General features: G+C 66.6%; 16 protein-coding genes. 10 read left to right on the top strand and 6 right to left on the bottom strand.

Annotated features, from left to right (window positions below):
• Positions 1-68: 68 nt before the first annotated feature.
• Both glk and eda read left to right on the top strand, forming a co-directional pair.
• On the top strand, positions 69-1037 hold the full coding sequence (gene glk, locus sphst_RS11490) for a glucokinase (RefSeq protein ID WP_031396123.1): 969 nt from the start codon (positions 69-71) through the stop codon (positions 1035-1037).
• Positions 1034-1642 (top strand): bifunctional 4-hydroxy-2-oxoglutarate aldolase/2-dehydro-3-deoxy-phosphogluconate aldolase, encoded by a 609-nt coding sequence (gene eda, locus sphst_RS11485; protein WP_031440818.1) that lies wholly within the window; start codon positions 1034-1036, stop codon positions 1640-1642. The genes glk and eda overlap by 4 nt, the downstream gene beginning before the upstream one ends.
• A 44-nt stretch (positions 1643-1686) precedes the next feature.
• On the opposite strand, the gene mltG is transcribed toward eda, so the two are convergent.
• From mltG to fabD, 6 genes are all read right to left on the bottom strand, one after another.
• A complete protein-coding gene (gene mltG, locus sphst_RS11480) occupies positions 1687-2655 on the bottom strand; it encodes an endolytic transglycosylase MltG (protein ID WP_031440819.1) in 969 nt (322 codons plus the stop codon).
• A gap of 100 nt (positions 2656-2755) precedes the next feature.
• The gene (fabF, locus tag sphst_RS11475) at positions 2756-4018 is read right to left on the bottom strand and encodes a beta-ketoacyl-ACP synthase II (protein WP_031393970.1); all 1263 of its coding nucleotides are present in this window, start codon (positions 4016-4018) and stop codon (positions 2756-2758) included.
• Positions 4019-4139: 121 nt separating this feature from the next.
• Entirely contained in the window at positions 4140-4376 is a 237-nt protein-coding gene (locus sphst_RS11470) for an acyl carrier protein (protein ID WP_031393971.1), read from the bottom strand.
• 161 nt (positions 4377-4537) lie between these two features.
• Positions 4538-5275, bottom strand: a complete 738-nt coding sequence (gene fabG / locus sphst_RS11465; protein ID WP_031393972.1) for a 3-oxoacyl-[acyl-carrier-protein] reductase — start codon at positions 5273-5275, stop codon at positions 4538-4540.
• A 1-nt stretch (position 5276) separates the two neighbouring features.
• Positions 5277-5705, bottom strand: coding sequence for a GxxExxY protein (locus sphst_RS11460; RefSeq protein WP_031393973.1), 429 nt, complete (start codon positions 5703-5705; stop codon positions 5277-5279).
• Between the two features lie 33 nt (positions 5706-5738).
• Positions 5739-6698, bottom strand: a complete 960-nt coding sequence (gene fabD / locus sphst_RS11455; RefSeq protein ID WP_056405616.1) for an ACP S-malonyltransferase — start codon at positions 6696-6698, stop codon at positions 5739-5741.
• Positions 6699-6892: 194 nt separating this feature from the next.
• Here fabD and sphst_RS11450 point away from each other — a divergent pair, with 194 nt between their 5' ends.
• The 8 genes from sphst_RS11450 to sphst_RS11415 all read left to right on the top strand — a co-directional run bounded on the left by sphst_RS11450 (position 6893) and on the right by sphst_RS11415 (position 13977).
• Entirely contained in the window at positions 6893-7249 is a 357-nt protein-coding gene (locus sphst_RS11450) for an RcnB family protein (RefSeq protein WP_031393976.1), read from the top strand.
• A 172-nt stretch (positions 7250-7421) separates the two neighbouring features.
• A complete protein-coding gene (rpsF, locus tag sphst_RS11445; RefSeq protein WP_031393977.1) occupies positions 7422-7856 on the top strand; it encodes a 30S ribosomal protein S6 in 435 nt (144 codons plus the stop codon).
• Positions 7857-7858: 2 nt separating this feature from the next.
• A complete protein-coding gene (rpsR, locus tag sphst_RS11440; protein WP_031393978.1) occupies positions 7859-8083 on the top strand; it encodes a 30S ribosomal protein S18 in 225 nt (74 codons plus the stop codon).
• 11 nt (positions 8084-8094) lie between these two features.
• Positions 8095-8691 (top strand): 50S ribosomal protein L9, encoded by a 597-nt coding sequence (gene rplI, locus sphst_RS11435; protein ID WP_031393979.1) that lies wholly within the window; start codon positions 8095-8097, stop codon positions 8689-8691.
• Positions 8692-9070: 379 nt separating this feature from the next.
• Positions 9071-9382, top strand: coding sequence for a hypothetical protein (locus sphst_RS11430; RefSeq protein ID WP_031393980.1), 312 nt, complete (start codon positions 9071-9073; stop codon positions 9380-9382).
• 75 nt (positions 9383-9457) lie between these two features.
• A complete protein-coding gene (locus tag sphst_RS11425; protein ID WP_107045557.1) occupies positions 9458-10270 on the top strand; it encodes a hypothetical protein in 813 nt (270 codons plus the stop codon).
• The gene (locus sphst_RS11420) at positions 10267-10629 is read left to right on the top strand and encodes a Rap1a/Tai family immunity protein (RefSeq protein WP_031393653.1); all 363 of its coding nucleotides are present in this window, start codon (positions 10267-10269) and stop codon (positions 10627-10629) included. The genes sphst_RS11425 and sphst_RS11420 overlap by 4 nt, the downstream gene beginning before the upstream one ends.
• Before the next feature lie 267 nt (positions 10630-10896).
• Positions 10897-13977, top strand: coding sequence for a TonB-dependent receptor domain-containing protein (locus sphst_RS11415; RefSeq protein ID WP_031393652.1), 3081 nt, complete (start codon positions 10897-10899; stop codon positions 13975-13977).
• Positions 13978-14148 lie beyond the last annotated feature (171 nt).

The following is a 14148-nucleotide window of genomic DNA, read 5'->3' as shown; positions in this document are numbered from 1 at the left end:
TCCGGGCGATGTCCTTCGACTTCGCTCAGGACGAACGGCGATAAGAGATCAAGGATCGGGAGAGACCAATGGAAATCGTAGCGGCAGATATCGGCGGGACGCATGCGCGCTTTGCGATTGCCGAGGTCGAGAATGGCCGCGTCGTCAAGCTGGGCGAGCCGGTGACGATGAAGACCGCCGACCATGCGTCGCTGCAGACCGCCTATCAGGCGTTCGAGGCGGGGCTGGGACGGCCCCTGCCCCGCGCGCTGGGCATCGCGGTCGCGTCGCCGGTCGCCAACGACGTGATCCGGCTGACCAACAATCCGTGGATCATCCGCAAGTCGCTGATCACCGAGCGGCTGAACGCGGACCAGTGGGTCGTCGTCAATGATTTCGGTGCGGTCGGCCATGCCGTCGCGCAGGTTCCCGACAGCGACTTCATCCATCTGTGCGGCCCCGACACGCCGCTGCCGTCCGAGGGGATCACGACGATCTGCGGGCCGGGCACCGGCCTGGGCGTCGCGCAGCTGCTGCGGCACCGCGACCGGTACCAGGTGCTCGAGACCGAGGGCGGTCACATGGACTTCGCCCCGCTCGACGGGATCGAGGATGCGCTGCTCAAGCGACTGCGCAAGACCTTCACGCGCGTGTCGGCCGAGCGCGTCGTCGCCGGGCCGGGGATCGTCGCGATCTACGAGACGCTGGCCGAGATGGAGGGGCGTTCGGTACCCAGCCGCGACGACCGGACGATCTGGACCGAGGCGATCGACGGCACCGATTCGATCGCGCTCGCAGCGCTCGACCGCTTCTGCCTCGCGCTCGGCGCGGTCGCGGGCGATCTCGCGCTCGCGCAGGGCGCCAAGGCGGTGGTGATCGCGGGCGGGCTCGGCTTCCGGATCAAGGACCGTCTGGTCCGCTCGGGCTTCGACCAGCGCTTCGTCGCCAAGGGCCGGTTCCAGACGATGATGGCGGCGATGCCCGTCAAGCTGATCACCCATCCCCAGCCCGGCCTGTTCGGCGCCGCGGCTGCCTTCGCACAGGAACACACGCAATGACCGCAACCATCGCAGACATCATGCAGACCAGCGCCGTCATCCCGGTGCTGGTGATCGAGGACGCGGCGCTCGCGCGTCCGCTCGCCGAGGCGCTGGTCGCAGGGGGCCTGCGCGTGCTCGAGGTGACGCTGCGCACCGGCGCCGCGCTCGAGGCGATCGCCGAGATGAAGAAGGTCGAGGGCGCGATCGTCGGCGCGGGCACCGTCGTCAACACGCGCCAGTTCGCCGAAGTGATGGACGCGGGTGCCGAGTTCATCGTCTCGCCCGGCCTGACCGAGCGGCTCGCGACGCCGATCATCGAGAGCGGCGTGCCGTTCCTGCCCGGCATCGCCAATGCGGCGGACATCATGACCGGGCTCGACCTCGGCCTCACGCATTTCAAGTTCTTCCCGGCAGAGGCGAGCGGTGGGCTGAAGGCGCTGAAGGCGCTGGCGGCGCCGTTCTACCAGGCGCGGTTCTGCCCGACCGGCGGGATCACCGAGGCCAGCGCGCCCGAGTGGCTGGCGTTCAAGCCGGTGCTGTGCGTCGGCGGGAGCTGGGTGACCGGCGGGACGATGGCCGAGATCGAGATGAAGGCGCGCGCGGCCAACGCGCTGCGGGGGTAAGCGTGCGGATCGTCACCCCGGCAGGAGCCGGGGTGACGATCGCGCTACATCTCGCCGCGGGCCTTGCGGATCGCGTACCATTTGCGGACGTTGGCGTTGTGCTGGTCGAGCGTGTCGGCGAAGACATGGCCGCCGGTGCCGTCCGCGACGAAATACAGTGCCTGGGTCTGCGCCGGGTCGAGCACCGCGTCGATCGAGGCGCGGCCGGGATTGGCGATCGGGCCGAGCGGCAGGCCGGGGCTGGCATAGGTGTTGTAGCCGTTCTTCGCCTGCAGTTCGGAACGCAGGATGCGGCGGCCGAGCGGGCGGCCCTTGGTGATCGGATAGATCACGGTCGGATCCGCCTGGAGCGGCATGCCGACGCGCAGACGGTTGCCATAGACCGCGGCGACCATGCGACGCTCGGACGGCTTGCCGGTTTCCTTCTCGACGATCGAGGCGAGGATGATCGCCTGTTCGGGGGTCGCCACCGCGATGCCCGGCTTGCGCGCCGCCCAGGCCTTGGCGAGATAGGCGGTCATCGCCGACTGCATCTGCGCGACGACCGTGGCGCGCGTGTCGCCGCGCTCGAACGCATAGCTGTCGGGCAGGATCGAGCCTTCGGCGGGGACGGGCACGGTGCCGGTCAGCCCGTCGGCCTTCATCAGCGCATCGTGGACGAGGACCGAGGGATAGCCCTCGGGGACCGCGACGAGCCGCTGGACGACCTTGCCGCCCTGCATCAGCTTGAGGATGTCGGACGGGCTGGCCTGTGCGGGGATGCGGTATTCGCCCGCCTTGATCGGATCGCCCGAGCCGAAGATGCGGGCGTAGAGGCGGAAGCGGCTGGCGGAGCGGATCGCGCCGGCCTTTTCGAGCTCGGTCGCGGCGGCGGCGAGGCTCGACCCCTGCGGCACCTGGACGGTGAGCGTGCGCGCGGCCGGGCCGGCGCCGCCCCAGCCCTGGACGACGAGGAACAGCGCGACGATCGCCACGAGGGCGAGGATCACTCCGAAACAGCCGACCTTGCGCATTAAAGTTCCCCGGCGGAGGCCGGGGCCCAGTTGGGCGAACGGCTCGCTTCTATCGATAGACCATTCCAACTGGACCCCGGCCTTCGCCGGGGCGCAGCGGTTACTTTACCAGCGTCATCACAAGCGAGGCGTTGGTGCCGCCGAAGCCGAACGAGTTATTCAGCACCGCGCGGACTTCGCGCTTCTTGGCGACGTGCGGCACGAGGTCGACGCCGATGCAGCTGTCGCTCGGATTGTCGAGGTTGAGCGTCGGCGGCACGATCTGGTCGCGCAGTGCGAGGATGCAGAAGATGCTCTCGACCGCGCCGGCGCCGCCGAGCAGATGGCCGATCGCCGACTTGGTCGACGACATCGACAGGCCCGAGATCGCATCGCCGAACAGCCGGCGGACCGCGCCGAGTTCAAGCTCGTCGCCCATCGGCGTCGAGGTGCCGTGCGCGTTGATGTAATCGATGTCCTCGAGCTTGAGGCCCGACTTCCTGATCGCCATCTGCATCGAACGGAACGCGCCGTCGCCTTCGGGATGCGGTGCGGTGACGTGATAGGCGTCGCCCGACAGGCCATAGCCGATCACCTCGGCATAGATCTTCGCGCCGCGCGCCTTGGCGTGTTCATATTCCTCGAGCACGAGCACGCCCGCGCCCTCGCCCATCACGAAGCCGTCGCGGTCCTTGTCATAGGGACGCGAGGCCTTTTCGGGCGAATCGTTGAAGTTGGTCGACAGCGCGCGCGCCTGCGCGAAGCCGGCGATGCCGAGCGGGCAGACGGTGCCCTCCGCGCCGCCCGCGAGCATCACGTCGGCATCGTCCATCGCGATCATCCGCGCGGCGTCGCCGATCGCATGCGCGCCGGTCGAGCAGGCGGTGACGACCGCGTGGTTGGGCCCGCGCAGGCCGTATTTGATCGAGACCTGACCCGAGATCAGGTTGATCAGGCGGCCATGGACGAAGTGCGGCGAGACGCGGCGTGGCCCCTTGGTGTGGAGGACGATCGATTCGCTCTCGATGCCCGGCAGGCCGCCGATGCCCGAGCCGATCGACACGCCCGCACGCCAGCTTTCCTCGACCGTCATCTCGGTCAGGCCGGCGTCTTCGAGCGCCTGGCCCGCGGCGTCGATGCCGTAGATGATGAAGGGATCGACCTGGCGCTGGACCTTGTGGTCGACGCGCTTGGCGGGATCGAAGCCATATTCATGGTTTGCGGGCTTCACCTCGCAGGCGATGCGACAGACCTGGTCCGACGCATCGAACCGGGTGATCGGGCCCGCCCCCGACTTGCCGGCGAGAATGTTCGCCCAAGCCGTTTCAACATCGGCCCCCAGGGGGGTGACCAGGCCTAGCCCGGTTACGACGACACGCCGCATGACCTCAAACTCCACATGCTTCCAAAACGAAACGGCTCCCCGCCCTCTTAGCCCAAGGACGGGGAGCCGCTCAGATCATAGCCACCAGGGCAAGCCCGACGGATCGGACCTCAAGCCCTGATCAGGCCTTGTGCTCGTCGATATAGGTGATCGCGTCCTTGACGGTCGCGATCTTCTCGGCCGCGTCGTCAGGGATCTCGACGCCGAATTCTTCTTCGAACGCCATGACCAGCTCGACGATGTCGAGGCTGTCGGCACCCAGATCGTCGATGAAGCTCGCATCTTCGGTCACCTTGTCGGCTTCGACGCCGAGATGCTCGACGACGATCTTCTTCACGCGGTCTGCGGTCTCGCTCATGTTCGTTCCCTCTATCTTTGGGGGTTTTTACCAGTTCCTGAACGCCCGTAGAACGGGGTCCGTTTCGTGGCAAGGGTCAGTTCATCGCCTTGCCGGGTCGCTTTGCGCGATTGCGGGCGAAAACCGGGCGTTAGCCCAGCTCATGCCGCGGATCTGTGACGTCAGATCATCGCCATCCCGCCATTCACGTGGAGCGTCTGCCCGGTGACATAGCCCGCCTCGCGGGTGGCGAGATAGACGATCGCGGCGCCGATGTCCGCGCCCTCGCCCAGCCGGCCGGCCGGAATCTTCGTCGTCAGCGCGGTCTTCTGCGCGTCGGGGAGCGCGTCGGTCATCGGCGAGGTGATGAAGCCGGGGGCGACGCAGTTGACGGTGATGCCGCGGCTGGCGAGCTCCTGCGCCATCGATTTCGACATGCCGATCAGCCCCGCCTTCGACGCGGCGTAATTGGCCTGGCCGGGATTGCCGGTGACGCCGACGATCGAGGTGACCGAGATCATCCGGCCGAAGCGCGCCTTCATCATCGGCTTGGCGGCGGCGCGCATCAGGCGGAACGCGGCCTCGAGATTGACGCGGATGACGCTGTCCCACTCGTCGTCCTTCATCCGCATCGCGAGATTGTCGCGGGTGACGCCGGCATTGTTGACGAGGATGTCGATCTTGCCGAGCTTCTCCACCGCCTGGGGGACAAGCGCGTCGACCGCGGCGGGGTCGGACAGGTCGCAGGGGAGCGCGACGTGATCGCCGCCGAGGGAGGCGAGGAAGGCGTCGAGCTTGGCGGCGTTTGAGCCGGATATGGCGAGGCGCGCGCCCTGTGCGGCGAGGGCCCGGGCGATCTCGGACCCGATCCCGCCCGATGCGCCGGTGACAAGGGCGGTCATGCCTGTGAGGTCGAACATTCTAGTCTCCAATAGATTGGTTCACGCGGAGACGCGGAGACGCGGAGGGGCGATGGTCATTGACGATCCGTCGCACCCCTTCCTTGAGCGTCGCGCCACCGAAGTTGATAAGCAGCCCGACGGGCTGTTTGGTGAGGCGTAGATAGGTGAGCAATTGCTTGCCGTGGACGGCGTTCAGTTGCTCTACCGATTTGATTTCTACGAGAAGGCGCTCGTCGACCAGGAGGTCGATCCGAAAGGCCGCTTCGAAGCGGGTCCCGTCGAATTCGATGTCTACCGGTCGCTGCCGCGCCACGTGGTAACCCAGACTGGCGAGCTTACCCGCCAGCACCAGTTCGTAGACGCTTTCGAGAAGTCCCGGACCCAGAGCACGGTGAATCCGAACGGAGAGATCGAGCACATCGCCGCTGATCTGGTCGATCTCTCTCAAATCTTCTCTCCGCGGCTCCGCGTCTCCGCGTGATCACATCTTCTTCACGAAATCCTCGATGTCGTCCATCGTGATGACGCTGGTGGTTTCGGCGTCGGGGGCGGTGCGTTTTACCATGGGGGCGAGGACCTTGCCGCCGAATTCGACGAAGCGGCCGACGCCGGCTGCGTGCATCGCGAGGACCGATTCGCGCCAGCGGACCATGCCGGTGACCTGCTGGACGAGCAGGTGGCGGATCGCGCCGGGGTTGGCGACGGAGACCGCGTCGACATTGGCGAACACCGGCACCAGCGGCGCGCGGAGGTCGGCGTCGAGGAGGGCGGCTTCCATCGCCTCGGCGGCCGGCTGCATCAGCGGGCAGTGGAACGGCGCGGAGACCGGGAGCAGGACCGCGCGCTTGGCGCCGAGATCCTTGGCGAGCGCGATCGCCTTCTCGATCGCGAGGCGGTGGCCCGAGATCACGACCTGCGACGGGTCATTGTCGTTGGCGACGGTGCAGACCAGCTCGGCCCCGCCCTCGGCGAGGATCGAATCGACCGCGGCGCCGGCGATCAGCTGCGCCTTTTCGAGGTCGGTACCGAGCAGCGCGGCCATCGCGCCCTCGCCCACCGGCACCGCTGCCTGCATCGCCCGGCCGCGCAGCTTCAGCAGCCGCGCGGTGGTCGACAGGTCGAGCGCGCCCGCGGCGCACAAAGCGGTATATTCGCCGAGGCTGTGCCCGGCGACATAGTCGGCCTTGTCGGCGAGGCGCAGACCGCCCTCCTTCTCGGCGACGCGCAGCGTGGCGATCGCGTTCGCCATGATCGCGGGCTGCGCATTCTCGGTGAGGAGGAGGTCGTCGGCCGGCCCCTCGCTCATCAGCCGGAACAGATTCTGGCCGAGCGCCTCGTCGACTTCGGCGAAGACCTCGCGCGCGGTGGCGCTGGCGTCGGCGAGCGCCTTGCCCATGCCGACAGACTGGCTCCCCTGGCCGGGGAAGATGAACGCGCGCATGACCTCTCCTCTTTGAAGCGGGCGGACTAGAAAGGTGTGGCCCGAGTTGCAACCGCGCGAACCTGAACGGACCCGGCAGGTTTGCGACAAAATGCGACCAATTCGCGACCCCTGCGACAAGCGCCTGCGACAAGCGGCCCCCAGATTATGGAGGACGCCGCAGCATCGGCGCCGTGTTTCAACGGGAGAGTATCATGAAGAAGTTCATCCTCAGCGCGCTTGCCGCCACCCTCGTCGCCAGCCCGCTGCTGGCCGCCGCACCGGCCGAGGCGCAGCAGCGCCGCGAAGTGACCACCGTGCGCCAGAACAATAATGGCCGCACCGTCGTCACCAAGCGGACCACCGTCCGCCCGAACCAGTATCGCAATTTCCGCACCGGCCAGCGGTTCGACCGCCGCTATGCGCAGAACTACCGGGTGATCACCACGTATCGCAACTATCGCCTCGCCGCGCCGCCGCGTGGCAGCCAGTGGGTCCGTTCGGGTCGTGACGCGCTGCTGGTCAACGGCCGCGGCAACGTGGTCCAGGTGCGTGGTGGTGCGTTCCGGTAATCAGACCGCCAGGGTCGTAACCAACCTTGCCTTTCCCCGCCAATCGGGTAAGGGCCATCGCAACCGGGGTGAGGGATTCGCGTCCCTTGCCCCGGTTTGCATTCTAGACGACAGCCGGAGGGGTGCACGCATGGGGCGTGTATCAGCGATCGGCCAAGACGAAGGACAAGACATGGCTCTTTACGAGCACGTGTTCCTTGCGCGCCAGGATCTGGCACAGGCGCAGGTGGACGCTCTGGCGGAAATCGCCACCAAGATCGTGAACGACAACGAAGGTCGGGTCGTAAAGACCGAGAACTGGGGCCTGCGTTCGCTGGCGTACAAGATCGCCAAGAACCGCAAGGCGCACTATGTGATGCTCGAGATCGATGCCCCGGGCAACGTGATCGCAGAGCTGGAGCGCCAGACGCAGATCAACGAAGACATCATCCGTTACATGACGGTCAAGGTCGACACGCTCGAAGAGGGCCCGACCGTGATGATGCGCAAGTCGGACCGCGACCGTGAGCGTCGTGGCGACCGCGAAGGTGGCCGTGAAGGCCGTCCTGACCGCGGCGATCGTCCGGACCGTGGTCCCCGTCGTGACCGCGAAGAGGGAGCTGAATAATCATGGCACGTCCATTCTTCCGCCGCCGCAAGAGCTGCCCGTTCTCTGCCAAAGACGCTCCCCGGATTGACTATAAGGACGTCCGGTTGCTGCAGGGCTTCGTGTCCGAGCGTGGCAAGATCGTCCCGTCGCGTATCACTTCGGTGGCCGCAAAGAAGCAGCGCGAACTGGCCCAGGCCATCAAGCGTGCGCGTCATCTGGGCCTGCTGCCCTACATCGTTAAGTAAGGAGCGCCCCCATGGACGTCATTCTGCTTGAGCGCGTCGAAAAGCTCGGTGCCATCGGCGACGTGGTGAAGGTCAAGGACGGCTATGCCCGTAACTTCCTTCTCCCGAACAAGAAGGCGCTTCGTTCGAACGAAGCCAACCGCAAGGTTTTCGAAGCGAACCGTGCGCGGATCGAGTCGGACAACGCATCGCGCCGTGCCGATGCCGAGACCGAAGCGAAGACCTTCACCGACGCGAGCGTGACCCTGATCCGTCAGGCGTCGAACACCGGTCAGCTCTACGGCTCGGTCGCGGTTCGCGATCTGGTCGATGCGCTGGTGGCCGATGGTCACAAGGTCGGCAAGTCGGCGATCGTGCTCGACAAGCCGATCAAGGCGATCGGCGTGTACACCGTCAAGGTTGCACTCCACCCCGAGGTGTCGGTGTCCGTCAAGGTCAACGTCGCCCGGTCGCCGGAAGAAGCCGAGATGCAGGCTCAGGGCGTCGACGTCATGTCGTCGATGTTCGAGCGTGACGAGGCTGGCTTCGTCGAGGATTACGATCCGAACGCAGAGCCCGGCGCGACCGCCGAAGCCCCGCGCGACCAGGAGGCAGAGGCACAGGGCTAACCCCCTCGCCTTTCCTGGCCAAATCGAAAAAGGCCCGTCCGGAGCGATCCGGGCGGGCCTTTTTCATGTCCGCGGCAGGAACGCCAGCGGCTCAGGGGCAGGTGACGCAGGCACCGACCATCGCGGCGAGGGGCACGAGCGCGAAGATGACGGGGAGGATCTGTTTCATGGCCGGCGAACTCTATGAAAAGGGACGCGGCGATAATGCCCAAGGCCTGCAAAAGGTTGCGGGCAGATGAACCGCGCGGCGCGGCGAACCGGCGGCATTCACCCCGCCCCCTGCTCCACCGCAGAAGACGCACATTCTGGCCAAAATCGATTGTCAGCGCGCGATTGTGATCGCTGAGTGCAGGTTCCAGTTTTTGGAAAGGTTAAGAAAATGCGTACGAGTCTCCAGAAATATCCGACGGTTGCCCTCCTGCTGATCGGGTCGATCGGGCTGGGCGGTTGCGCCACCAAGGGCTTTGTCCGCGAGCAGATCGCGACCGTCAACACGCGCATCGACGGCATGGACGGCCGCCTGCGGACCGTCGAGGGCACGTCGGGCGAGGCGCTGACCCAGGCCCAGGCCGCAGCCGGCCAGGCGCAGCAGAACGGCCAGCGGATCGACCAGATCAACGGTCGCGTCGACGGCATGGAGCAGAAGATGCAGCAGCAGATGCAGCAGCGCCAGCGCAAGCCGCGCGGCTGAGCCTGACCCTGCTCCATGCCAATACCCGGGACGGCTTTCGCCGCGCAGGATCGCCATCGTGAGAGGATCTTGCGCATGAGAGGGCCGTTACCGGTACGGTACCGGGCGGCGGCGCTTGCCGGCCTGGCGCTGGCGCTCGTCGCCGCGCCGGTGCCGCTGGCGGCCGCTGCCGGTGCCAAGGTCGCCGCGAAGACTGGTGGCAAGGCGGGTGGCAAGGCCGCTGGCAAGACGCGCGCGAAGCCGCGGCGCGGGGCGGCGGTGGCTGCCCCGGTCGTGCCGCTCGCGCTGCCGCTGCTGTCGCCGGCCGCGGACCAGATCGTCGCCTGGGTCGCGGCGGCGAAGGACAATGCCGGCCTGCCCTATGCGGTGATCGACAAGCAGGCGGCGTCGCTGCTGCTGTTCGATGCGAAGGGCGCATATGTCGGGCAGACGCCGGTGCTGCTCGGCGTCGGGATCGGTGACGATTCGTCGCCGGGCGTCGGCGCGAAGGATCTGGCCGAGATCGGCCCCGCCGAGCGGACCACGCCCGCGGGCCGGTTCGTCACCAGGTTCGGGCGCGCGTTCGGACGCCAGTCGGTACTGTGGGTCGACTATGCCAATTCGGTCGCGATCCATGCGGTGATCACGACCCACAAGAAGGAACGCCGGGTCGAGCGGCTGGTGTCGCCGAGCCCGGAGGACAACCGGATCAGCTTTGGCTGCATCAATGTCGGCAGCAAATTCTACACCGGCCAGCTGAGCCCGCTGTTCCGCCGCAAGGGCGGCGTGGTGTATATCCTGCCCGAGAGCCGGACGCTCGACGACGTGTTTCCGCGGGCGCGGCTGCTGCCCTATCTGAAGCCGACGCCGGTCGCGGCGACCCCTGGTGCGGAAAGCGAACCGACATGATCCTGTTCTGGCTCGCTGCGGTGGCCGCTGCCCCCACTCCTGCCCGCACCCCCGCTCGCGCTGACCGCCCCGTGGTGGTGAGCGCGCTGACGACCGAGGAGCTGATCGCGCAGTGCCGCGGCAAGGATGCGGACCCCGCGCCGAGCTTCTGCACGGGCTATATCCTCGGCGCGTTCGACACGCTGTCGATGGCGCGCGAGATCTGCCCCTCGGCGACCAAGGGTTCGACGATCGACGCGGTGGCGACGACGCGCAAATATCTGCGCACCAAGGGGAAGAAGGCCAAGGCCGCACCGATCTTCGTGGTCCGTGACGCGCTGCGCCGGTCCTTTGCGTGCAAGCGGAACGCCAAACGCTAGCCTGTCCGCCGGACCGGTAGCGGTACGGCCCTATGACAATCCGCCGAAGTGTCACCCGCGACGATTCGTCGGCGGGCGGCCTGCCAATGTGCGGCGCCACGGTGAACGCCGATGGCTCTCGATAACCGAAATAGTGCCTATTCTGAACATGCTCGCAACATTCGTATGAAGAGGTCATATTTGGGTATTGTCATATAAGTCATAATGGAGAATTCATGCCCCGGAACCGGACCAAGCGCGATCGCGCAGCCGGACAAGGGGGCCTTCATGAACTTCAGACATACCACGTCCTATATTGCACTTGCCGGATCGCTGTTGCTGACGGCGATCCCCGCTGCGGCGCAGACCGCGACGGACAGCCCGGCGACGCCGGCCCAGGCCAAGGTCGAGGCCGATGCGCAGACCGCGTTCGCCGCGGGCGATACGGCCAAGACCGTGTCCGACGATATGATCGTCGTCACCGGATCGCGGATCCAGCGGCCCAACATGACATCGGCCGCGCCGATCACCTCGGTCACCGCGCAGGACATCCGCGCGCAGGCGGCGATCACCGTCGAAGACGTGCTCAACCGCCTGCCGCAGGTGTCGCCCGACAGCCAGCAGACCTATCAGGATTCGGACGGCCGCCAGCGGATCAAGCTGCGCAGCCTGGGCTTCGAGCGGACGCTGGTGCTGGTCGACGGCAAGCGGCTGGGCACGCAGAACGGCCAGGACGTCGGCATCATCCCGCCCTCGCTGCTCGAACGCGTCGACGTGCTGACCGGCGGCGCGTCGTCGGTCTATGGATCGGACGCGGTCGCGGGCGTGGTGAACTTCATCCTGAAGAAGGATTTCGAGGGGATCCAGCTCGACGGCAATTACAGCTTCTACAATCACGAGAACAAGGACACGATCGTGTCGCCGCTGGCGCGCGCGAACGCGTTCGAGGCGCCGCGCGCGCTGACCAATGACGGCGGCCGGTCCGACGTCACGCTGACCGCGGGCACCAAGCTGTTCGACGGCGCGCTGCGCGTGTCGGGCTTCGTCAATTACCGCCAGGCCAATGACGTCCCCTATGACGCACGGTCGAGCTCGGCATGCCAGCTGGTCCAGACCGGCAAGGACGGCCCGCTGTCCTGCTCGCTGTCGACCTATTCGCCGAGCGGCTATATCTCGCCGCGCAGCGGGGCGAACAGCGGCGTCGGCTATGTCAACGATCCCGCCGGCACGCGCAGCTTCGTGCCCTACGGCGCAGGCGCGGGCAACGCGGCCAACCCCTATGACGGCTATTCCTACCAGCGCGAATTCGAACGCTATACGGCGGGCGGCTTCGTCAGCGCGAAGATCGCGCCCGAGCTCGAGCTCTATGGTTCGGGAATCTGGTTCCGCGACAGGTCAGTGAACCCCTATCCGACGCGCGTCTACAGCTACACCGCCTATGGCGACACGCCGTACCAGGTGAACTGCAACAACCCGTTCCTGTCGACGTCGCAGGCCAGCACGATCTGCGGTGCGCAGGCGGGGACGTCGGCGCTCGCGCCGCTCGACGTGCGCTATCGCTTCAACGACCTGCCCTTCTCACCCGACGTCTATCTGAACAAGGGGATCCGCGCGACCGCGGGCATCCGCGGCACCGTCGGCGAGGCGTGGACCTATGATCTGGGCGGCGTGTTCTCGCGCAACCAGCAGGACATCACCTTCGGCAATTTCGCCGATTTCGACCGGGTGAACCGCTCGCTCAACGTCGTCAGCGTCAACGGCACGCCGACCTGCGCGGCGACCGTGTCGGGGGTCGACCCGGCCTGTGTCCCGTTCAACGCGTTCAGCGCGGGGACGCTAGGCGGACCGCTCGCCGATTACCTCTTCACCGCGCGCAGCGGCACCTCGACCGGCGTCGCCAAATTGTGGGACATCGTGTCGTCGGTGACCGGCGACCTCGGCAAATACGGGGTCACCTCGCCCTTTGCGAACCAGGGCGTCGCGATCGCGCTGGGCGGCGAATATCGCAAGGACAGCTATGCCTCGTCCGCGGATGCGATCTACCGCGAGCAGAATGGCGGCGAGGATTTCAACCTGAGCCAGGACGTCTGGGAATCGAACATCGAAGTCCAGGCGCCGCTGATCGAGGAGCGCCGCTTCGCGCATCTGCTGCAGGTCACGGGCGGCTATCGTGTGTCGAAATACAGCAGCAATCCCAAGACCTTCAACACGTGGAAGCTCGAGGGCACCTATGCCCCGGTCAGCGACCTGACGTTCCGCGCGTCGTTCAACAAGGCGCAGCGCGCACCGACCGTGTTCGAGATCCGCCAGGCGACCGCGATCAACTATAGCCGGCAGGGCGGATCGCAGAACGACTTCTGCGCCCCCGTGCCGCGCCAGATCGCGGACCCCGCCAATCCCGGCCGGACGATCACCACGACCACGCCGATCGCCTCGCGCGAGGTGTGCGCGGCGACCGGGCTGTCCGACGCACTCTATGGCAGCGCGACCCTGCTGTGCCCGAACGACCAGTGCGCGGTGCGATCGGGCGGGTTCACCGCGGATCCGGAAACCGCCTATACCCAGACCTATGGCCTGGTCGTGAAGCCGAGCTTCCTGCGCGGGCTGGTCTTCTCGGTCGATCGCTACCGGATCAAGATCAACAACTCGCTCGGCTATAACGACGACAGCTATTACACCGATGGCTGCCAGCGCTCGAACGGCGACCCGTTCTTCTGCTCGGGGATCGTCCGCCAGCCCGGCACCGGCATCCTCTACGCCGCCGCCGCGAACAACCCGACCAGCGGCTTCATCCGCGCGGGCACGACCAATTATTATTTCTCGATCGCGCGCGGCTGGGACTTCCAGAGCCAGTATACACTGGGTCTGGGCGGGGCCGGCAAGATCGACTGGAACTTCAACGGGTCGCTGACCACCTTTGCCGGCGGGCAGGATTCGCCGCTCCAGCCCAAGCGCAATTGTGCGGGCTATTATGGCAATGGCTGCGGCCAGCTGCTGCCCAAATGGTCGCACGGGCTGCGGACGACCTATACGACGAGCGACGGCATCTTCAGCACCTCGTTCAACTGGCGCTATGTCGGGTCGCTGACGAGTGCGGACAATTCGGGCGATCCGGCGATCGGCGGCACGCCCGACCGCGCGCGGACGACCTTCTACAGGATCGCGCCGGTGAATTATTTCGACCTGGCGCTGACCTTCGCCGTGTCGCGCGATTTCTCGCTCCGGCTGATCGCGAACAACCTGCTCGACAAGACGCCGCCGATCCTGGCGAATTCCTACGACATCAGCCTGGCGCGCAGCAACACGATCCCCGCGCGCTACGACGCGCTGGGCCGCAACCTCGCGGTCGGGGCGACCGTGCGGTTCTGATCGAACCGGGGCGTATCGGGGGGCTCGTCGTTCGCGACGGGCCCCCTTTTTTTTGGGAAGCGCGCCGGCGACGTCCGGCCGTCGCTCCGCCCTCAAGACGCGTTAAGATCCGCGTGCGGGGCGCCGGCACTTTCGACGTCATGACGCAAACGGAACAAGACTGCGTCGAGA

Origin of the sequence: Sphingomonas sp. STIS6.2 (assembly GCF_000732685.2) — a bacterium.
In the GTDB taxonomy this organism is placed as follows: Bacteria; Pseudomonadota; Alphaproteobacteria; order Sphingomonadales; family Sphingomonadaceae; genus Sphingomonas; species Sphingomonas aerolata.
Note: the sequence above shows the minus strand (reverse complement) of the source record. Positions and strands in the feature narration are given on the sequence as shown.